General features: G+C 45.4%; 17 protein-coding genes. 14 read left to right on the forward strand and 3 right to left on the reverse strand.

Annotated elements, in window-relative coordinates; genetic code table 11:
* Positions 1-96 precede the first annotated feature (96 nt).
* The gene (locus tag GC098_RS08280; RefSeq protein ID WP_171642744.1) at positions 97-981 is read right to left on the reverse strand and encodes a helix-turn-helix domain-containing protein; all 885 of its coding nucleotides are present in this window, start codon (positions 979-981) and stop codon (positions 97-99) included.
* A 117-nt stretch (positions 982-1,098) separates the two neighbouring features.
* Between GC098_RS08280 and GC098_RS08285 the strand changes: the two genes are divergently transcribed.
* The 3 genes from GC098_RS08285 (at position 1,099) to GC098_RS08295 (ending at position 5,023) form a co-directional block, all read left to right on the forward strand.
* Positions 1,099-2,991, forward strand: a complete 1,893-nt coding sequence (locus tag GC098_RS08285; RefSeq protein ID WP_171642746.1) for an ADP-ribosylglycohydrolase family protein — start codon at positions 1,099-1,101, stop codon at positions 2,989-2,991.
* 40 nt (positions 2,992-3,031) lie between these two features.
* Positions 3,032-4,102 carry a Gfo/Idh/MocA family protein gene (locus GC098_RS08290; protein ID WP_171642748.1) on the forward strand — a complete coding sequence of 357 codons (1,071 nt, stop codon included), beginning with the start codon at positions 3,032-3,034 and terminating at the stop codon, positions 4,100-4,102.
* A gap of 150 nt (positions 4,103-4,252) precedes the next feature.
* Positions 4,253-5,023, forward strand: a complete 771-nt coding sequence (locus GC098_RS08295; protein WP_171642750.1) for a sugar phosphate isomerase/epimerase family protein — start codon at positions 4,253-4,255, stop codon at positions 5,021-5,023.
* Between the two features lie 414 nt (positions 5,024-5,437).
* On the opposite strand, the gene GC098_RS08300 is transcribed toward GC098_RS08295, so the two are convergent.
* Positions 5,438-6,226 carry an AraC family transcriptional regulator gene (locus GC098_RS08300; protein ID WP_171642752.1) on the reverse strand — a complete coding sequence of 263 codons (789 nt, stop codon included), beginning with the start codon at positions 6,224-6,226 and terminating at the stop codon, positions 5,438-5,440.
* A gap of 170 nt (positions 6,227-6,396) precedes the next feature.
* Between GC098_RS08300 and GC098_RS08305 the strand changes: the two genes are divergently transcribed.
* From GC098_RS08305 to GC098_RS08350, 10 genes are all read left to right on the forward strand, one after another.
* The gene (locus GC098_RS08305) at positions 6,397-7,839 is read left to right on the forward strand and encodes an L-fucose/L-arabinose isomerase family protein (RefSeq protein WP_171642754.1); all 1,443 of its coding nucleotides are present in this window, start codon (positions 6,397-6,399) and stop codon (positions 7,837-7,839) included.
* A complete protein-coding gene (locus tag GC098_RS08310; RefSeq protein ID WP_171642756.1) occupies positions 7,836-10,334 on the forward strand; it encodes a hypothetical protein in 2,499 nt (832 codons plus the stop codon). The genes GC098_RS08305 and GC098_RS08310 overlap by 4 nt, the downstream gene beginning before the upstream one ends.
* A 25-nt stretch (positions 10,335-10,359) precedes the next feature.
* Positions 10,360-11,355 (forward strand): SGNH/GDSL hydrolase family protein, encoded by a 996-nt coding sequence (locus GC098_RS08315; protein WP_171642758.1) that lies wholly within the window; start codon positions 10,360-10,362, stop codon positions 11,353-11,355.
* A 19-nt stretch (positions 11,356-11,374) separates the two neighbouring features.
* Positions 11,375-13,183 carry a sensor histidine kinase gene (locus tag GC098_RS08320; RefSeq protein ID WP_171642760.1) on the forward strand — a complete coding sequence of 603 codons (1,809 nt, stop codon included), beginning with the start codon at positions 11,375-11,377 and terminating at the stop codon, positions 13,181-13,183.
* A 13-nt stretch (positions 13,184-13,196) separates the two neighbouring features.
* The gene (locus GC098_RS08325; protein WP_171642762.1) at positions 13,197-14,873 is read left to right on the forward strand and encodes a response regulator; all 1,677 of its coding nucleotides are present in this window, start codon (positions 13,197-13,199) and stop codon (positions 14,871-14,873) included.
* A gap of 124 nt (positions 14,874-14,997) precedes the next feature.
* Positions 14,998-16,686, forward strand: a complete 1,689-nt coding sequence (locus GC098_RS08330; RefSeq protein WP_171642764.1) for an extracellular solute-binding protein — start codon at positions 14,998-15,000, stop codon at positions 16,684-16,686.
* Positions 16,687-16,753: 67 nt separating this feature from the next.
* Complete coding sequence (locus tag GC098_RS08335; protein ID WP_171642766.1) at positions 16,754-17,653, forward strand: ABC transporter permease; 900 nt, start codon at positions 16,754-16,756, stop codon at positions 17,651-17,653.
* Positions 17,654-17,666: 13 nt separating this feature from the next.
* Entirely contained in the window at positions 17,667-18,551 is an 885-nt protein-coding gene (locus GC098_RS08340) for a carbohydrate ABC transporter permease (RefSeq protein WP_216625197.1), read from the forward strand.
* Positions 18,548-19,645, forward strand: coding sequence for an SGNH/GDSL hydrolase family protein (locus GC098_RS08345; protein WP_171642768.1), 1,098 nt, complete (start codon positions 18,548-18,550; stop codon positions 19,643-19,645). The genes GC098_RS08340 and GC098_RS08345 overlap by 4 nt, the downstream gene beginning before the upstream one ends.
* A 69-nt stretch (positions 19,646-19,714) precedes the next feature.
* On the forward strand, positions 19,715-20,560 hold the full coding sequence (locus GC098_RS08350) for an ATP-dependent DNA ligase (RefSeq protein WP_246358502.1): 846 nt from the start codon (positions 19,715-19,717) through the stop codon (positions 20,558-20,560).
* 78 nt (positions 20,561-20,638) lie between these two features.
* On the opposite strand, the gene GC098_RS08355 is transcribed toward GC098_RS08350, so the two are convergent.
* Positions 20,639-20,857 (reverse strand): alpha/beta-type small acid-soluble spore protein, encoded by a 219-nt coding sequence (locus tag GC098_RS08355; RefSeq protein ID WP_029195127.1) that lies wholly within the window; start codon positions 20,855-20,857, stop codon positions 20,639-20,641.
* Between the two features lie 145 nt (positions 20,858-21,002).
* Here GC098_RS08355 and GC098_RS08360 point away from each other — a divergent pair, with 145 nt between their 5' ends.
* The gene (locus GC098_RS08360; RefSeq protein ID WP_171642771.1) at positions 21,003-21,584 is read left to right on the forward strand and encodes a TetR/AcrR family transcriptional regulator; all 582 of its coding nucleotides are present in this window, start codon (positions 21,003-21,005) and stop codon (positions 21,582-21,584) included.
* The last annotated feature ends 664 nt before the right edge of the window (positions 21,585-22,248 follow it).

The raw sequence follows: 22,248 nt of genomic DNA on the forward strand, positions 1-22,248 counted from the left end.
TTTATATGGATGAGATATGCTGACGCCTCCCGGATCCAGTTGGATTCGGGAGGCATCGGTTGATGGACATTGCCGCATTCATGCGCTACTTCGATCTCACTGTCCACTGTTCCGATACTGCTGTGGGGCGATGCCTGCGATCTTTTTAAACATCCGACTGAAGTAAAAAGGATCTGGATACCCGACTTCCTCAGCAATTTCCTTTACGCTTTTTGCTGTATTGCGCAGCAGGTGTTTGGCATGTTGGGTTTTAAGCTGGTGGATGTAGTTATGGATGTTCGTTCCAGCATATTTTTTAAACACCTGACAAAGGTATTCATATTTTCGCTCCAGCACCCGCTCCAACGTTTCTTTGGAAATGTCCGACTCATAAAAATTGTTCAAATGGTTGACCAGCTTGCGGAATGTGAGGTAAGAAGCGGGGAAAGCCGTGTCCAAGTGGCTTTGCTCCAAGAAACCAATCGCCATGAGCCGAAGTATTTCGCCAAGCAAAAGGGTAGCATGAAAACGAAAATAGCCGTTCGGTTGTTTCATTGTCTCCACTAGTTCTTCAAACAAGCCCAGCAGCTTATAACGCTGTAAGGAAAGAAACTGACGAGGCACTACAAGTAAATCCTCGTGAAGGATTTCAGTGGTTCTTAGTTCCGTACGTTCGGCATGGACAATACTAAGCTCAGACGCCCGATCCAGCACGAATTCATTCAGGCCGGGTTCACAGGAAAATTGCACCCAAAAAAATTTGCCCTGTCTTTCATGGGGATTCCAACCGGAATGTGACTCCCAAGGCATCATAAGCAGCGATTCACCGGTTTGTAGCGTCGTGCGGGTTTCGTTAGTCTGCAAATGAACCGTACCGTCGGCAATGACGATCAGTTCGTAGTAGGGATTATGATGCCGAGCAAAGAAGGTGTGGGTATTCGCGTCGAAAAGATCCGCCCATTTGACATCGAGCTTGGACAATCGAGACAGAGCGTAGTACATGACTTGACAACCTCCGATGTTTTTTCTTTCGAGAACGTAACTATGTACATGGCTCCGTAATGGTGCCGTTCCAATAATAAAGTCATCACCATTATATCAAATGACGGAGGAATACACATGAGCATCAGCATTTTAAATGAACAGGATTACTATCGAATCGTATACGGGGGATGGCTCGGGAAAAATATTGGGGGGACGCTTGGGGGACCCGTTGAGGGCAAGAAAGAGCTGTTGGAATTGACCTTTTATTCTGTGCTGCCTGACGGTCCGCTGGAGAACGATGACTTGGATCTGCAATTGGTATGGTTGCACGCTTTGGAACAGTATGGGCCGGGATTGACCTCCCGTGAGCTTGGGCAGGAGTGGATGGAACACATCTTTTTCCCTTTTGATGAATACGGTTATGCCTTGGCAAATCTACGAAGAGGTCTTCTCGCGCCAGTTGCAGGCTGGTTCAACAATCCGTTCAATGACTGTATGGGATCACCGATTCGTTCCGAAATTTGGGCAATGGCAGCGCCTGGAGCGCCAGCAACTGCGGCTCACTATGCTTATCAGGACGCGATAGTGGATCATGCCGGAGGAGAAGGCGTATACGGTGAAATGTTTTTTGCCGCTTTGGAGAGCGCCATTTTCTTTGAGAAGGACCGAGATACATTAATTGAGATCGGAATGACATATATTCCCGAGGATTGCCGAACCGCTAAAGCTTTAAAGGATCTCATCCGTTGGCATTCAGAGGGGAAAAGTTGGGTAGAAACACGTTCGCTTATTCTAGAGTACCATGGCAATGACAACTTTTGCGACGCTCCGCAAAATATTGCTTTTACGATCCTGGGATGGCTGTATGGCGAGGATTTTGAGGATGCGATATTGAAAGCCGTCAACTGCGGCTACGATACTGATTGTACCGCTGCGACGCTGGGCGCGATATTGGGTATGCTGCTCGGGCCGGAAGCGCTGCCGGATAAATGGGTGAAGCCGGTTGGCGACCGTATTGTTGTCAGTCCCCCAGTTAAAGGATTTCCTGCACCGAAGGATTTGGATGAGTTGACTATCCGCACCATCCGCATGGGTAAACAGATCTTGGCCGCTTGGGACACGGGGATTCTAGTGCATCCCGACCTGCCTACGTCTTGGAACCGATTGGAGACGTCTGCAGCAGAAACGGCAGGAACAATAAGGGAGTTGTGGGATAGAAAAGTTACATCCAATCAGTATTTGCTGCCGCAGGGAACTCGAAGCTGTCCGGACGCCGAACTGGTGATTGACTTCGGCTCAGAAGGTCCCGCCATCGGAGTAGGTCAAAGGAAGACATTGCAATTTACCATGACGAACCGATCGCTAATCCCTATTGATGGAAGTATAACATTGGAGCTGCCTAAGGACTGGGTTGGACCTAATGAGCTTGAGGTCAGCCTGCAGCCTGACGAATCCTTCCAGTGGGACGTAGAAATTCGGGCTTCTGCGGTTGCGGCCACAAGTCATGAGCTTACTTTTTGCTGGACGCGAATTCATGATCATTCGATCTGGGCTGTTCAGAAGGTGCCTTTCGCCTTGATAAGCGCATCCAGATGGATCGTCTGGGGACCAGAAAGCGATGCGGGAAAAGAGATTTATGTCCCAGGGAACCGATTGGCATGGGAGGAGGTTCTTGGATTAGATTCTGTTGGGTTTATTGTTGACGGTGTATATCGGGCGGAAACGACGCTCACGAACCCAATCGAACGGGAGCTTCGTCTCATTGCAGCTGCAAACAGTCCCGTAACACTGAAGTTGAATGGACAAACTGTGATTGAATGTAAAGAAACGTTGGAGTTCATGCCAGCATATAATCGTTGCCATAAAGAGCAATGGGTGGAGTTAACTTTGGCTGCTGGAATCCATAAGGTGGAATTGGAAGCTACCAGGAATGGTTATCCGCTGGAGGTGTATGTCTTACCGGTAGCGCTTCGAAACACCACATCGCCTGGTTCATACTATTACCATACGGATATATTGTTGGGGTAAAAAATGAGAATCGATTTGCATTAAATGAAGGAGATCAAAAATGACAAGAATAAAAGTGGGAATTATTGGTTTGGGGGAAGTGGCGCAAATGATTCATTTGCCGATTCTGGAATCCCTGCCGGAGCTCTATGAGATGGTTGCTTTTTGTGATATTTCCCCAAAGCTATTGGCGAAGATGGGGGAGAAATATCACGTTCAGCACTTATATCTGAATGCAACAGATATGTTTGAACAATCTGAGCTTGATGCTGTTTTTGTACTGAATAACATGGAATACCATACCGAGTCCACGATCGCGGCACTGAACAAGAGAATTCATGTATTTGTAGAGAAGCCAATGTGTGTCACCCAAGCGGAGGTTAATGAGATTATCCAAGCGAGGGACGCGGCAAATGTACAGGTGATGGTTGGTTATATGAGGCGATTTGCTCCCGCCTACCTCCGGGCAATAGAAGAGGTTAAGTCGCTTGGACCGATTATCTATGTAAGAGTGCGTGATATTATCGGTCAAAACAAATTTTTCACGAGTCAGTCCAACCCTATATATCGTTTCAATGATATCCCAGCTGAAGCTGTGCAGGACCGTAAGGAGCGAAACGCCAGGTTAATGAGAGAAGCGGTCGGTGAAGCGACTGATGACATGTATGGAGCCTATGGATTATTGCTTGGATTAAATAGCCATGATATTTCGGCCATGCGGGAATTAATAGGAATGCCCATTGCCGTGAAGGCAGCTTCATCCTGGTTGGGGGGCAGATTCAAGAATGCTATCTTTGAATATGATGGCTTCAACGCCACATTTGAAACGGGGATGGACCAGCAGGGGCGTTTTGATGCTCATATCGAGGTTTACGGTGAGAATAAATCTGTGCTTATTCAATATGACACACCTTATATTCGACAATTGCCAACGACGCTGCATATAAGTGAAACAATCGGGGACAGCTTTGAGGAATCTACTATTCGCCCGACCTATAAGGACGCTTATGTGTATGAGCTTGAATATTTTTATGAAGTGGTCACGAAAGGGTTACAACCAAAAACGACGCCTGAGGACTACCTGCAGGATCTTGTGATCTTCAAGATGATTATGGAAGCTATACAACAATGAAGCTAATCAACAATAAAGAAGCGACAGGGTTAGTCCTACTCTGCCGCTTCCAAAGTACAGTTTTCATAGTAAATGACGCATATTGAAGTATACATATTGGCAAAGGACAGCTACATTTGGTTTATAAACGAATGAAGGGGAAATTTATAAGTGAAGCAAAAATTCGCCGTACAGTTATTTACATTGCGCAAAGAGTGTGAACAAGATTTTCCGGGAGTTCTTAGGGAAGTTAAAAGGATGGGCTGGGTTGGGGTCGAGATGGCAGGACTTTGCGGTTTTTCCGCGCAAGAGATCGCCGAGGTGCTGCAGGAAACCGGATTAAAAACCGCAGGTATGCACGTTTCATTCGAAAGCTTGCTCAATGATGTAGAGAATGTAATGGCTCAAGCGCGTCTCTTTCATACCTCATACCTTATTTGTCCATCTGTTCCACATGAGCTAAGAAACGAAAATGGTTACCAACAATTTCGCATGGAACTAAATGAAATTGCGAAGAAATTGCAGCCGGAGGGCTTTACAATTGGCTTTCACAACCATGCTTTCGAGTTTGAAACAAGCGTTAACGGCATGAATGCTTTGGAATATGTGATTGAGCCTTCTGCTGAGAATGCCGTTTTGGCAGAAATTGATGTCTATTGGGTGAAGAAAGCAGGGAAAGATCCAGCTGAATTTATTCGTCCGTATAGCCTCCGGATGCCGACAATGCACTTGAAGGATATGACCAACGATGAACGAGGGACGTATGCTGGAATTGGCACTGGAGTGATCGATTTCGACCCTATTTTGATATGGGGAGAGCAGAATGGCGTAGAATGGTACGTTGTGGAGCAGGATGTATGTCAAGGCAATCCAATGGACTGCGTGAGTCTTAGCTTAACGAATTTACACCGAATAGCGGACCGACTTTTAGAAAATCGATAGTATTATAAAGAAAGAGCTGAAAGAGCTGCCTTGTGGCAGCTCTTTCTTCAACAGAATTTATATGTTTTGGGGTATGGGGTAACTATGCTGGGTTGAGGTTGCTGGATCAAAGAATCCCTACTCGCGGTTGAATGATGTTGTAAAAAGTGCAACAATTGCTGCCTAATTCTCGCCTCTCTCCCTTCGTTGTTGCATTATGTACAACAATTTGGTCCTCTATAGGCCATTTCGCAAGAAATGGGCTCGAAATGTTGTACAAACTGCAACTTCAAGTTGCGAAATAGCCTTTTGGCGTGTGAATTGTTGTAGAGAATACAACATTGGTAACCACTATAGCCCATTTACCCTCTCGACTAAGGCCGGCGTAAGCTGGTTATTTTCTTAGAAGCGTGTCTTGACTTTTGTCGAGACAGCTTAAGATTTCCATATTTTCACCTTTTCCTTCATGTAGGTCGAGGGCAGGGTGCCAGTACATTTTTTAAACACTTTGTTAAAATACGACTGCTCGCAATATCCGAGGAAATCGGAGATTTCTCCTACGTTCATCTGTGAGTTGGTCAACAGATCGCAGGCTGCGGCAATGCGGATTTGCTGGATGTAGTCAGTGACGGATTGTCCGGTAACCTGTTTGAAAATGGTGCTGACATAGTTAGGGGTTCGCGCCACGTGTTCAGCTAATTCGGTCACGGAGATGGTGCGGTGATAATGGTTAAGAATATAGGCTTGTAGCTCCATAACGATACTATAGGATTTGCCCTGCGTTGATTGAGAATCGATTTCTTCGTTGATAACAGCAAGCATTTCAAGTAGGATGCTGTGACAGATTGTGTCTGAATAGGCGGATTTGCGCAGCCAGTGCTGGGTCAGCAGTGAAAACCTCTGCTTCATATAGTCAAAGTTAAAAGGTCTGGTTAAAGAACGTTTGGGCTCGAACAACATGGGAAGTCCATCCCCGTCACCACGATAATGAAAGTGAGCGACATACATGTCATGAGCTTCTTTGGTCGATTTCGACGCGCTGCGCCAAACCCCTTGGGGAACAAATATAAGATCGCCTTTTTGCATAGAAAAGGGTTGGTCTTCAACCGTGTAGAGAATGCTTCCACTTGTAATGAGTATTAAAATATGGTTGTTCGTCTTACTTTTTGGTACATGCCAGTTTGGCTCACAATGCTCGAAATAGATAGCAACTGGTTCGATCATAGAAGGCTCCTTTCGGCAAATTCTCCCGTCTCAGTTTAGGTGGGTGATTATATCTATATTGTAACCGAAATCGTAGAATTATTTAAATAATTATTGTATTGTTCATTGTTTCAATAGACTGATTTTACTAAGCTTAAGAGGAAAACTTACCAGGGAGGATGATGGGTGAAATGAGTAGTTTATTCAAAAAAACAAAAGCGCGTGTAGGCGTTATGACGGTTGGTCACGAGCCTTATTGGGCACAATTTCCGGGATTAAAAGAGGAGTTGGAGGGCTACGGCCGTGAATTTGAGGAAATGCTTCGCAAGAATGACGTCGAGGTGGTCTCGGCAGGCTTTGTCGATAGTGTAGATAAGTCCTTCGCCGCATCGACTTATTTGAAAAGCCAAGATGTTGATTTCCTATTTTGCTTCTTGAGCACATATGTGACGTCTTCGACGGCTGCTACCCCGATCCTGAACTTGTCCGTTCCGACGGTACTTGTTGCTTTGCAGCCAAGAAAGCGTCTTGACTACCGCAATACAACGACGTATATGCAGTTAGTCAACGATAATATATGTTCACTCCCTGAAATAGGCGGTGTGCTTGTGCGAGCAGGAAAGCCTGCCGCAGGGATGATCGTAGGAACGCTCTATGATGATGAACGTGCGATGAAGGAATTGCAAGGCTGGTGCCAAGTCGCCAATACGCGCAGAGCATTCAAATATGCAAAAATCGGTTATATGGGGCATACCTACGAGGGAATGTATGATATGAACTCCGATCCGACGGCTTTTACGGCTTCCTTTGGCTCCCATGTGCAAATGCTGGAGATGTGCGATTTAGCCAAGCTGGTAAATGGGGCAACACCTAAGGAAACGGCCGACAAACAGGATGAAATTAAAAGCGTTTTCAAAATATCCGATCCATTTATCGATCCGGTGACAAGACCGATCAAGCAGGAAGATCTGGAATGGTCAGCGAAAGTGGCAGTCGGGCTGGATAAGCTGATATTGGAATTTGGGTTAACTGGCTTGGCCTATTATTACCGGGGGCTCGACAATAATGAATATGAACGAATCGGATCGAATATGGTGCTCGGCAACTCACTGTTGACGGGTAAAGGGGTTCCGCTTGCCGGAGAAGCCGATTTGAAAACGTGCGCAGCGATGTTAATCATGGATCGTCTTGATGCAGGGGGCTCGTTCGCGGAGCTGCATCCATGCGACTTCGTCGATGATATCGTGCTGGTCGGACATGACGGACCGCACAACATCAAGATTAGCGACGGGCAGCCGGTCATTCGCGGATTGGATCTGTTTCATGGCAAAAGCGGTTCGGGAATCGGCGTCGAATTCAGCATCAAATCAGGCCCTGTTACTTTGCTCAGCATTTCACAAACCGCTGACGGCAAATTCAAAATGATCGCCACGGAAGGTGAATCCATCAAAGGGGAAATTCCGCAGACAGGAAACACGAATACTCGCTGTAAATTTAATTACAGTGTTGCAGAATTCGTGGAAAGATGGTGTTCGGCTGGTCCTACGCATCACTTTGCACTCGGAGTGGGGCATGTGAGTTCGAAGATCCGTAATGTCGCCAAAGTACTAGGCATTGAGGTGGAAATCGTATGAGTATGAGTATGAGTATGAGTATGAGTATACCAGTTAACCCAAAACGCACCTTGCAAAGAGTCACATTGGAAATGAGCCTAAAGCCATTCAAAAGTATGGCGCCTGAGGACATCGAAGCCGTGTGTGCGGAAGCTATTCGGCAGTGGCTTCCACTCATCGGCATGGCAGAAAGTTGTTCCATGCTGCTTTGGGTCGCTGACGGAAGCGAGATCCTAGTCTGGGACGGCGATTTGCAGCGTGAGATCGAATGGGCACGCTACATTGGATTCGCGAATGAGGAGTACTTCGGCCACATCAAGGATGATAAAGACCCGCGAATCGCTAGACCATACATCAGCGAACCAGCGCGAATCACCTACGGTGATTTGCAATTCATTATCGCATCCTTTAAAAAAGTTGCAGCTGAGCGTTACGGTATTCGCATGGAGGTTGGAGCCACCTTTGACGCAGGACCGGAGTTTGCCTACTCAGATTTCAAATACAAGCTGCACCCGGAAATCAATCGCGCCGAAGTAAACGGGCAATTCATCTCGCTGAAGGCGGACTATACGGTCGTATGTGGTTGGTCGAAGCTGAAAGCGGATAACGCCTCTTATGCGTCGTACCCTGACGGTATTCCCAATGACACAGCGTTTGGAGAGTTTCTGGGGCGGCAGTGTGCAAGCTTTTTACCGACACTAGGCTTTGATTATATTTGGTTTTCCAATGGATTCGCGCTGTCGTACTTTCCCTGGACGTATCTGGGGGCCAATTACGATGGCACGCAGCTTGCTTTGGCGGACTATGAAGAGCTGTCGTCGAAGATGCTGTCGTTCTGGGAACTATTCAAGCAGGAATGCCCGAATTACCGGACTGAAATACGCGGGACGAACTACGGAACGGGCATGGATCTGGCCAAGGACTGCATTCCTTTGCTTGAACTTTATGAGAGAAATTATATCGAATTTCCACCACCGAACTCACCGTGGGGAGCCCTTAACTACGATTTCGGCCTAGAGTTGACAGGTTACATGTCGCGCATTGCAGTGCTGCCGGGAGAGACTTACCCGTACCGCTTCTATGCCAATGACCCTTGGTTCTGGCAAAATCCGTGGTGGGATCTGTACGACCGAGAGCCGCATGACATTTATTGTCCGCTCTCTGTTGCTCGTGTTAACACTAATGGAGAGTTGGAGAGCCCACGTGTCGTGGAAATTTTGACCATTGATACGGAAAAAGGCGTGCTAGATGAAAATGTACCGATGGAGGTTATTCCTCATATCAAGAAGGCCTTCAAGGACGCGCCCGATCAGCCGGGGATTCTAACTTGGTTGTATCCGTTTCGAGAGCTGCATGAAGCGATGGCTGAATCGGGCGAGCATTCGACCGACGTTTTCTTCAATGATTGGTTTGTGCGTAATGCGATTAACCAAGGGCTGCCGCTTAATACGGTTCTAAGCACCGATGACTTTTTCGCCATGCAGGACGATGCCATCCATAAGCTTCAAGATACGATTTTGTTTACATCCGCCTTTTGGATAAAAGGGGAGAAAGCGCAGCGAATCGTCGAATATATCCGTCAGGGAGGAAAGATACTCATCTACGGCACTGTCGAAGATCCGGCTCTACGCCAACTGATGAATCTCAGATCCGAGAATGCGCTTGAAGGTACTTTCTCTGTAAACTTGTCATTGCCGGAAGATACGATCACGAGTGTTGAACAACAGAGGGAAAATGGGACTCATCTGATTGATCACAGCTCGCACATCTCTGGCGGTGGTTTAAGTGAGGTAGTGGATGATGCAGCCGATCCTTTTACGCAAGTACATGCAACAGTGAAGCAGGATGGGCTAGAACGTACGTTCACGCTCTCTAGAGCGTTGCCTGAATGGAACGGAGGAAAGGTTGGTTGGGTACGCGGATCGCTGCCGTTTCAATCGGCCGGAGTGACGCATCTGCCAGTGCGGCAGGAGAAGGAGTTCATGGATAGCTCAGTTATCGTGCGTTATTTGCTGCAACAATTCGATTATTCCTTCTTACAAACAAAGGATGAGGAAGATGCTCATCATGCGCTATTTTTCATCGCCAGACACGACAACGGGTTCATACTTACCGGCTGCAAACAGGACACATCCGTAACGCTGCAGCTTCGCTTTCCAGATGGTGCTCCAGTCATCATTGGACAATCAGCCATTATTGGGGAAGGAATGGCTACTTATGCGCTTGATCGAACGTTTCATGACGATTGCCGAGTTTTTGTTAATCAAAAACAATCGTCCCGCATTACGTCCAGAGAAAATCAGCCGTTTCCAACATCGAAGAAACGAACTGTCCGTAATATTAGCGTTTACAATCTAATTGAGGCAGACGTGACCATTTACCCGCCAATTGCAGCGCTGCAGGCAGGCATTGTCGAAGTGAAGAACGGTGAACAATATTTGGATTTATCAGGTAAAATAGTAGGAAATCGACTACTCTTGTCTAAGATTAGCGGTACAATTGATATATCATGGTAAAGGTCATCTTCTAGGGAGAGAAAATATGAATATTCGTAATCAGGTAAGTGAATCGATTGTTATGATGGCTACAGAACCACATAAGCTGCGTTTCCGTTCACTGGTGAGAGAAAGCCTACGCTTGCGCAGCAAAGCATCTTCCGAATATCCGGATCAAGTACTGTACTCGGAAGGAACAGACTACATCGTCGATTATGAAAGCGGCACGATAAAGCGTACGGCAGCCAGCTCCATCCCGGATTGGAGCAAGCATCCGACTTACGGGAAATCGGACTTTAATCATAGCGATTACCCTGATATCACGAATCAGACGTACATCCTTTATGCTGATTATGAATATTTCGATCCGACTGCGGCCTCAGACGTCGCAGTCGGATCAGAAGCGCTATCACGGATTCTCGCAAAGCTGGCAAACAGTGAGCCAGTCACCTACGTCGTGTTCGGCGATAGTATTAGTACAGGCGCGGAAGTAAGCGAGGAAGCTAATAAATTTCACAACAGATTCGCAGAAACGCTCAGAAGGCGCTTCCCCGGGGCGGCTATCGATGTGCGAATGAAAGCCATCGGCGGAGAAAGCAGTGAGGGAGGGCTAAAGCGGCTGCAAGATGATGTCATCGCGCAAGCACCTGATTTGGTAACGATTGGTTACGGGATGAATGACCAAAATAAACAAGCAAATGGAACGAATGCGATTTCCCCCGCGCAATTTGAACGGAATATAGCAACAATGATCGAAGCAGTTCAAAAGCATACGGAAGCAGATATCGTTCTCATCACCCCCTGCCTTCCGAATCCGTTATGGACATATGCCAGCCCGAATGTGACTGACTACGCCGATAAGCTGCGAGAGCTGGGCTTCAAATATCGGGTCGGGGTCGCTGATCTTCAGCGGATATGGCTTGACGAGCTTACTGCGGGTAAAACACACGAAAGCTTATTAATCAATAATGTGAACCATCCGAATGATTATGGTCACAGCTTATATGCACAGGCATTAAATAGTCTTCTAAGTTCAAATTGATAAGTGGGTGGTTGATCGCATGGTCATACAGTGGAGGAAATGGCGGTTTTCGATATTTACTAAGCTTGTCCTGGCTTTCTTAATTGTGATTTCGCCGCTGTATGCGCTTGGAACCCGGATCAACGAATGGGGAGCGGATATCGTCAAGAATGAAATTTCCAAATCGCTGCAGTCTCAAGTTCAATTTTACCGAACCTTATTGGAGAATGAGATTGATAGAATGGTAAGTTTGCAGCGAGAGTATGTGAATGACGATGATTTGCTTGCTTTAAGTCTAACCGAGGACAGCATGTCAACCTATCAGCGCATAGAAGCGATGAAGAGGTTTCAGCGCAAACTCGAGCTCATGAAGCAATCAAGCATATACGTGGAGCGGGCTAGTGCCTATATTCCTCTCATTTCGCGTATAGTTGCTACGGACGATTTATCCGGTGACCTGCCGCAAGAGGAGTTAGAGAAATTAAAGCAAAGCGTGCTTCAATCTAAATCGCTCATTGTCCAATCGAATAATAAGCTATTCATCCGTGAGCACTATCCGAACCCGCTGATATCAAGTACTCGTAATCCCATATTTGTGCTGGAGCAGGAAATTTCGATCCCAGCTTTGAAACGCTATTTGCAGCAGCTCTCTGGCTATGATCAGGGGGGTGCTGCTTTGATGCTTCCAGAATTAACGGTCGTGAATACGAATAATACAGAAGTACCGACTTTAATTAGAAATAAAATTGAACAGCAGATCGCTCTTTCGGAGGCTAATCTGGGATCATCAGGAGCGTTGAAGGAACAAAAAGCGCAAACGTTATCGATCCGTATTGAGAAAGAAAGCTATCTGACCGTTTTCGCCTATTTGCCAAAATTGGAAGCGACGTTACTTGTCTATGTGCCTGAAAGTGAAGTTATGGGCCCTCTAGAGAAATACCGGAGCTACCTGTGGATGATTTCCTTTGTCGCATTGATTGTGATTTTGTTGTTCGCCTACTGGATATTTCGCATCATACACCGCCCACTTACGAAACTGGTACGCGCATTCCACAAGGTGGAATCAGGCAATATGCAGATTATGCTGCAGCATAGCAGCAACGATGAATTTAGCTATTTATATGAACGATTCAATTTCATGGTAGCGTATTTGAACAAGTTAATTTATGAGGTATACGAGCAGAAGATACATGCTCAACAATCCGAGCTGAAGCAGCTGCAATCGCAAATCAATCCTCATTTCCTATATAACAGCTTTTATTTGCTGTATCGTATGACGAAGGCTCACGACTTTGACAATGCGACGCAATTCACGAAGTATTTGGGTGATTATTTTCAATACATTACACGCAGTGGAAGTGAGAATGCAGCACTTGAACAGGAATTCAATCATGTACGTGCTTATGCGGAGATTCAATCCATCCGTTTTTCCAATCGTATCCAATTTATATTCGACGAGATTCCTGAAGTGTGCAAGCAGGTAATCGTACCGCGGTTAATCCTCCAGCCGATTGTTGAAAATGCCTATCAGCACGGTTTTGAGGGAGCCTTATCCGACAGGCTTCTGCGCATTAGCGTAGAGCTTGATCATTCCATGGATGGCACGGAGCTCTTGCTCATTCATATCGAAGACAATGGTAAAGGATTAACGGAGCACGAACTGAATCAATGGAAGATAAGACTTCTAGAGCAGGACAATCCGGAGGAAGTAACCGGCATGCTGAATGTGCACAGACGACTGCGGCTAAAATACGGCACAATCGCCGGTATCGTATTAACACCGATTGAAGCAGGAGGGCTAAGGGTTACCATCAAGCTGCCCATCCATATACCGCCTATTAAAACCTGAGGAGGCAAGTACGATGATCCATATGATGATTGTGGATGATGAACCGATTGCCGTTAATTATTTGCTGGAAACGCTGCAAGAGCTGGAGCATCTTGATCTAGAGCTATCCAAAGCATACTCCGGTTATGAAGCGCTAGAGAAACTAGGTGATCGTAAAGTCGATATTTTACTGACAGATATTCGAATGCCGGGTATGACAGGGATGGAGCTTGCAGATCAAATATTAAAGCGTTGGCCCCGGTGCAAGGCCATATTTCTGACGGGTTATGATGATTTTGCCTATGCACAGTCAGCGATACGCAAAGGCGGCGTGGATTATGTATTGAAAACAGAAGGCGATGAGGCCATTGTTCGAGCCATTGAAAAGGCGATTGCCGATATTCGGCTGGAAATTAATGAGGAACATATTTTACAAAAAGCGAAGCAGCAGATTCATTTGGCGCTGCCCTCGCTGCGACGCGAATATTTAGTTGAATTTTTGCAAAATGAAGTGGATTCTCTCGCTAACCGCAAAAAGCGATTTGCCAATCTGGCGATTGATTTGGATCCCGAGCTTCCCATCATGACGGCTGTCGGCAGAATCGACGAATGGGGTGCTTTTGCTCTGCCCTCAGAGAAACCGCTGCTATTTTATTCGATCCAAAATATCGCCGAAGAATATTTGTCCTCATCTGTACGGTTTGTTGCGATTCAAGATGACCGTTCCCGGTTCATTTGGTTCATTCAGCCGAAGGACGGAGAGGACTGGACAACGACAACGCATAGGCTCGGTGACAGCGCGGAGCTTGTCCAGTCATCATGTAAACGCCTTCTGAAGGTGCCTATTTCATTGGCACTTGAAGCTGATCCATGTCCTTGGGAACATGTTTCGGAGCGGGTTGAAACGCTCAAGCTGCAGCTTGGGCTTGGCATCGGTCGGGGGAAGGAAATGCTGATTACCGGACAGCAAACAGATCCTGCGCAGGGGGAGCATAGATCGAGCCGGATCTTTTTTGCTGAAAATGATATGAGGTCCAAGGTCCGTAAGCTCGATCTGCTTGAAACGTACATGGACAACGGAGAAAAAGAGCCATTCACACAATTGTTTATGGCGTTATTCCAAATAGATGAGATGCTTTTATCAGGAAGCGAGGGGAAGTTTCTAGCGATGGAGCTATTTTCCCATCTGTCGGCTTTCTTTCTCTCCTATTTAAACAGACGTCGGCTGTTCGCGCAGCTCGGAGCTTCTATTGATCCGGAGCCATTGCTCGAGTTAAGCAAGCATGCTTCCTGGCACGAGGCGATCCGCTATTTCCGAGAACTGGGCGAAACGCTGGCAGATTTCAATGGAAGAAAGCAAGTCGAGCGGACCAATGATATTATCGGCCGAATCCATCATTATATCCATGAGTTTTTACATGAAGACTTATCTCTAACGAAGCTCTCTGAGTTGGTTTATCTGAGTTCCCCTTATTTGTCTCGGCTCTATAAGCAGATGACCGGCAAAGGGGTTCTGGACTATATCACGGAAGTACGGATCAACAAGGCAAAGCTTTTGCTCAAAACCGGAGATCGCAAAATTAACGAAATCGCCACCGAGATCGGCTTGGAATCGGCTCACTATTTCACTCGTTTATTCAAAAAAGTGACCGGATATACGCCACTCGAGTATAGAGATTCGGCAAAAGCCATGGACGAAACAAACCGCTGATCAAACGTATTATGAACTCGTTAATATAAGTCCATCATCGCAAGAAAGTCCCATTTCGATCGCAGAAGCCTCATTTTATAATAAAGGTGTAAGGAAAATCGTACATTAGCGAGGGGACAAAGCAATGAAAAAAAGAAGTCTGATGACGGTCTCATTCAGCACATTGCTCATGGCAAGTATTGTCGTAAGTGGTTGCACGAAGGATACGAAGCCGACGGTATCATCCTCACCTGAGACAAAAGCGACCGCAGCAGCGGAAGTCAAAAAAGTCGATCCGTTAGGTAAATACGATCCTCCGATTGAAGTGACGACAGTTAGGCAGGTCGATGCGACATTTAAGTATGCAGAAGGCGACTCGATCGACAGCAACATTTGGACGAAAATTTTCGAAAAGGATTACGGGCTCAAAGTAAAAAATCTTTGGACGGTAGACTCATCGCAATATCGACAAAAATTGAACGTTTCCATTGCTTCGGGTGACTTGCCGGATTTCCTCGAGGTCAATAAAGAAGAAATGCAAAGGCTTAATGAAGCCGGATTGCTTGAGGATTTGACAACCGTTTGGAAGCAATACGCAACCCCATTTGCGGTAGATGTGTTGAAACAGGATAATGGCATCGGTTTAAAGGCAGCAACCTTTAACGGTAAATTAATGGGAATACCAAGAACCTACTCCAATGGAGGAGTCAGCACGGCACAAATGATCTGGGTCAGAACCGATTGGCTGCAAAAACTGAACTTGCCTGAGCCTAAAACAATTGAAGATGTCGTCAAAATTGCTACCGCTTTTGCTAAGCAGGATCCGGATGGGAACGGGAAGGAAGATACTTTCGGCTTCGGTCTTAATAAGGAATTATTCTCCGGCCACGGTGTAATTGGAGGCTTTCTAAACGGATATAACGCTTATCCGGAAATTTGGACGAAAGATGCGAATGGCAAACTTGTCTTCGGCTCGGTACAACCGGCAATGAAAGCAGGCTTGAAGCAATTACAGGAATTATACAAAAGCGGACTTATTGATAAAGAATTTGCTGTCAAAACAACGACGAAGGTGCAGGAGGATGTGGCGGCAGGAAGATTGGGTCTAGCTTATGGGAGTGTCGCAGATGGTGGATATATTCAAAAGGAAAACCATACGAAAGATCCAAAGGCACAGTGGAAAGCATATCCGATAGTGTCCACGGATGGCAAAGCGGTCAATCCTCAATTGTTGGATACGGCTAATGTCTTTTACGTGGTGAAAAAAGGCGCTAAGCATCCGGAGGCTGCCATTAAGCTCATCAACATTTATTTGAAGCATTTCTACGAAACCAACTATAGTCCGAATCCGAATCCATTTATTACGGACCCCAAGACCGGTATTTTACCAGCGAAATATGCTCCTGTGGTGATCGATCCGCTAAATACGAATTTAGAGGCTTTTCTCAAGGTACAAGATGCGCTTAAATCCGGCGATGGCAGCAAGCTTGGATTTCCAGCGAATATTCATTTTGACAGGCTGACCAAATTCAAAGCGGGCGACGACTCCATGTGGTTCTCAAACGTTGTATTCGGAGCGGAGGGGTCATACAGTGTTATCAACCAATATAACAATAATAAGGTTGGCAAATACAATGACTTTGTTGGTGCTGCCACACCTACAATGGCGGAGAAGCAGGCTACGCTGAAGAAAATGCAGGATCAAACGTTCACCAAAATTATTATGGGCGAGGTTTCAATTGATGAGTTCGATAAATTTGTAGTGGACTGGAGGAAACAGGGTGGTGACGCGATCGAGAAGGAAGTTAATGATTGGTATAACAAAAATAAATAAATAGGCAGACATGGGAGGTGAGGGCAACCTTGCCTCCTTCTGTCCTTGGGGTCTGGAGGGGAATTATATGGTAGGTAAAAAATGGAGAATCGGACTCCCGTTACATCTGATGCTCATACCAGGGTTGCTTGCAATCCTCATATTCAGCTATATTCCCATGGTCGGAGTTGTGATCGCATTTCAGAAATACGTACCGGCCAAAGGCGTGTTCGGGTCCAAATGGATTGGATTGAACAATTTCAAATATGTCATGGATCTGCCAGACTTTTATCAAGTATTTTGGAATACCTTGTACATCGCCAGTATGAAAGTTGCCGTAGGTTTGATCGTTCCGGTCGTGATTGCCATTCTATTGAACGAGCTCCGCAAGGAAATCGTAAGAAGATGGGTGCAAACGCTCATTTATTTGCCCTACTTTTTATCATGGGTCATTCTGAGCGGTGTATTGTTGGATATTCTTTCACCTTCCCAGGGAATCGTAAATCAACTTTTGCAAGGAATTGGCATCAAGCCGATTTTCTTCCTTGGCGATAATAGATGGTTCCCTTTCACGTTGGTTATCTCCAATGAATGGAAGGAATTTGGTTTCAGTACGATTGTGTACATTGCTGCCATTTTAGGCATCAATCCATCGTTATATGAAGCGGCTGTGGTGGATGGCGCAAGCCGATGGCGTCAAACCTGGCATATTACGCTTCCGGGAATGGCACCGATTATCGTATTAATGGCGACGCTTAGCGTCGGTAATATTTTGAATGCAGGATTTGAACAAGTATTTAATTTATATAGTCCCATTGTGTACCAGAGCGGGGATATTATTGATACCTTCGTTTACCGAATTGGTATGGTCGATGCGCAGTATGGTGTGGCAACGGCAGTAGGCTTATTTAAATCCGTGATTTCGTTCATCTTGATTTCTCTGTCCTATGTACTCGCTTACCGCTTTGCCAACTATAGAATATTTTAAGGAGGAGATCATCTTGGTCGAGCGAATGACATGGTCACGAAAATTGTTTGTTATATGCAACTATATGCTGCTTATCGCGCTTGCTGGCATATGTATATTACCGCTTTTCTATTTGCTGGCTCTTTCCTTCAGTTCAAATAATGCCGCTGCTGCGGGTATGGTTAAGCTTTGGCCGGTTGATTTTACATGGAAAGCCTATGAGTTCATATTAAGCAAGCCGGAATTTACTCATTCTCTTCTCGTAACGCAACAGCGGGTGTTGCTCGGTGTTTCACTTAACATGGTATTGACGGTTCTGGTTGCTTATCCGTTATCGAAGGAATCGACCGCATTGAAAGGAAGAACCTTTTATGTGTGGATCTTTGTATTCACGATGCTGTTCAATGGCGGCATCATCCCGCTATATATGACCATTCGCACACTTGGCTTACTGGACTCGATCTGGGCTCTAGTTCTGCATCATGCGGTGCCGGTATTTAATATTGTGATCCTGCTTAATTTCTTCCGAAGTTTGCCGAAGGAATTGGAGGAAGCGGCCTTGATGGATGGTGCGAGCCATTGGAGAATCCTTTGGAGCATTTATGTCCCGCTGTCGGCGCCATCGCTTGCAACTGTGACATTGTTCTCAACGGTTGCACAGTGGAATTCTTGGTTTGACGGTATTTTATTTATGAACTCTCCGGAAAATTATCCGCTGCAAAGTTATCTGTACACGGTTGTAGTTGGACTCGAAACATTGATGAAGAGCACGACGGATCTAGAGCTGATTAATCTGGTTTCGGATCGAACGGCGAGAGCGGCACAAATTTTTCTCGGCGCCTTACCGATTCTGCTGTTGTATCCATTCTTGCAGCGTTATTTTACCAAAGGAATTGTGATGGGGAGTGTGAAGGGATGAGCAACGACGTTAGTAAATTAGACTCAGCTTTGAGGGTCGATGTCAATAATAATGAAGCTTGGAGATGGTACTCACCTCTTAAGGAGCCATTTCGTGTTACGGGACTGCCTTGGCTTAAACAAGATGGTGTCTACCGCAGGTTGCCATTAAAGCCGGAGTATCTAATTCGATCGGAAATGGATCGGCTAGCGAATTTTACAGCGGGCGTTCAAATTCACTTCCAGACGGATTCCCCGAAGCTATCTGTACGAGTTGTTTTGGCCGACAAAGCGAATATGTATCAAATGCCGGCTACTGGACAATGCGGCGTAGATTGTTACATTGGTTCACACGGAGAGCAGCAATTTGTAAACGTCACTCGTTTCGAACCTGCGCTTTCGGAATATGAAGCCATTCTTTTTGAATCGTTTGGAGATCAAATGAAAGAGATTACGTTGAATCTTCCTTTGTATATGGGTGTGAAGGAAATGTGGATCGGGATTGATCCATCCGCTTCGGTTGCTTGTTCCCCAGGCTTCGTTTCTGACAAACGAGTCCTTATCTATGGTACGTCCATCACGCATGGAGCTTGCGCATCTCGACCGGGAATGGCTTATCCCAACATCTTGAGCCGGATGTTTCCTCTTGAGTTTGTGAACCTCGGATTCTCGGGGAATGCTCAGGGGGAACCAGAATTAGCCCAAATCATCAGCGAAATCTCCGACCCTGCATTGCTTGTATTGGATTATGAGGGGAACACGCCCAGCACGGAACGTCTTAGAAAGACACTTCCTGAGTTTATTCGAATTTTTCGGTCTAGATATTCCGAAGTACCCATTCTGGTCATTTCACAAATCCGGTTGGCGAGGGAGGCGTTCGACGTAAACATGCTTCGACAACGGGAGGAGCGAAAGCAATTCCAGCAGGAAACGGTAGAACGATTGCGGCAAAGGGGAGATCAACATATCTATTTCTTCAACGGAGAAGAGATGCTCGGATTAGAATACGGGGAATGCACGGTAGATGGCATTCATCCGTCCGATTTGGGGTACAAGAGAATAAGCGAAGCGCTAAAACCATTGCTGGAAAAACTTTTACTTCCTTACTTCAAATGAGGTTTTCCTTCAAGTTCCATTAGGCAGATGAATAACGGTGCAGTATCATTTAGCGTAGGGTGATAAAAAATGTTCATTTCTCCTATGCTAGCGTACGACGCAAAAGATAATAAACCATTTAACAGTAAAAATCATATAGCGGAATTAAAATTAGATGGTCTAAGATGTATTATTTCCAATATGGATAAACTCTATGTTTATACGAGTCATAATAACTTGATCACAAATAAATTCCCAGAGTTGTATAAATGCCCCCTGCCTGAAGGAACAATACTTGATGGTGCATTAATGATTATTGATGAGCAAGGAAAACCAGACTTTGAAGCCATGTCGGCCAGGTTTTTATCAAGTAAAAACAAAACACCTGTGATATTCTGCGCATTTGACATCTTAAGATACAAAGGAATTGACGTCACGGGTCTAAATTTACTGGGGCGTAAAGAACTGTTGGACAAGGCGTTCATTGAAACTGAGAATTATAAAAAGGTTAAAGTGTTCGAAGGGAATGCAGTAGAATATTTTGAGCAGGTTCGCGGGCGGGGACTTGAGGGCATCATCATGAAATCTAAAAAAGAAAATTCCAAATACGAAATAGAAAAACGCTCCAAACAGTGGCAAAAAGTGATCAATTGGACTTATGCGGATGTGTACATATCCGGTTACAGAAAAAATAATTTTGCCTTATTGGCCTCTATTGATGCAGCTGACGGCTCCAAGTTCCCTGTCGGGGTTATAGAGTCCGGTGTAACACCAATTCACCAGACAGCTTTAGATAGTTTGAAGAATCGCTTAGTATTCAAGGAAGACAAGAATTTTGCTTATATGGAACCACGAATCATGGCAAAGATTAAGACAAGGAATTGGAGCAAAAACGGAAAACTTCGGTCCCCAGTATTCATAGAATTCGTTACCTGAGCATAAAAAAAGACTGAAATCACCAAGGAGGAAGTGGTGGTTACAGTCTTTTGTTTTGCTTACACATCACCAAAGGAATTAGCGTCTAATTCCGCCGGTTAGTTGTTGTTCGGCCAGTTGAACTAATCTTCGCGTAATGTTACCGCCGATTGCGCCAGTATCACGAGTAGCCATGTAGCCGTAATAACCATCTTGCGGAATTTGAATACCTAATTCTTGAGCGACTTCATATTTCATTTGATCAAGAGCTGCTCTTGCTTGTTGCACGACTAATGTATTGCTGTTTCTTCTAGCCATTTGATTCACTCCTTTTTTGTGGTGTAGGAGTATTTTGTGGATTAAATGGTTTTTTATTCATCTTACAAAAATTATTTTCGCAAAACTCATGAAATCATCTCTTTATATTCTTGACCTCACAGTCAACTATGTGTATGATTCACTTATGAGCAGACCAAGAGAATTTGATGTTGATAAAGTATTGAATCAGTCGATGGAAGTTTTTTGGGCCAAAGGTTACAAAGCAACCTCATTCGAAGATCTCACCAATAAGACTCATGTCAAAAAACAAAGTCTGTATGGCGTCTTTCAAGACAAACGCTCACTCTTTTTAAAAGCACTTGCCCTGTATCGAGCGCAGAATCTCGATTCACTTCGAGAAATGGTCGATCGCGGCGGGTCGCCAACGGAAATTCTAGACACCGTAAAATCCGCTTCACTTTGTTCGAAAAACGAAGATAGCCGCAACGGATGTCTAATGGTGAACACAGCGTTGGAGTTTGGAATGAGCGATGAGGAAGTAACCAAAGAAGTTGAAAAAATGTTTAGTGACGTCCAGCTTGTGCTTGAGGAAGTGATTAGTAAAGGGCAAGCAATAGGAGAGATTACGACACGCTTCACAAGCATAGAATTAGGAGCCTTCTTGGCTAATGCCTTGCGCGGTACCCGTATTCTAGAGAAAACAGGGGTGCCTGTGGAACAAATCGAAACCATTCTAAATACCTCGTTTGGATTATTAAAAAAATAAAACCGAATGCGCTTTTCAGTATAGAAGAGCAGGCGCATTAGATTCCATACACGGCGTTCACTCCTTGGGGTGAACGCCGTTTTTTCTTAATGTATAGGAAATTATGATAGATGCCGATCTGTGGATAAGTGTTGTAAAATGAAAACGGAAATGGAAGGGATACTTGTTGAGAGGCAGTCCCACGGGGACGTGAATACAGAATTACGGATATCCTCTAAAACCTAAAAGGAACGTCAGGGTGATCTTCCCAGCCGCTCCTTCTACTAAGTAGCCAAACAATAATTCTTAATCCATCTGTGAACATATTCTCTTATATTTGTTCCCAAACTCAACACGTACTGACATCACCAGATTTTAGCGGAACGTAGAAGCTTTATTTTTCTCAAAACGGCGTAATTCACGTTTTCGCGGAACGAGGAGCCTCTATTTCCCGCTTTCGAGGTGGAAAAACCGATAATACGCCAAAATAGCGCCCCTACGTTCCGCGTGCGGGTCCCGCATCGACATAATCACCGAATTAACGGCTCCTCGTTTCCCGCGATCCTAAGAGTTGCAACCTAAATGTTCGAAATCACTCCATGACCACTTTTTTACTGAAAGAAACATATGGGGTTCTCTCAATCATAATCTAGTATCAGAAGATTTGGACAAGACGACGCGGCGC

Origin of the sequence: Paenibacillus phytorum (assembly GCF_013141715.1) — a bacterium.
Taxonomy (GTDB): domain Bacteria; phylum Bacillota; class Bacilli; order Paenibacillales; family NBRC-103111; genus Paenibacillus_E; species Paenibacillus_E phytorum.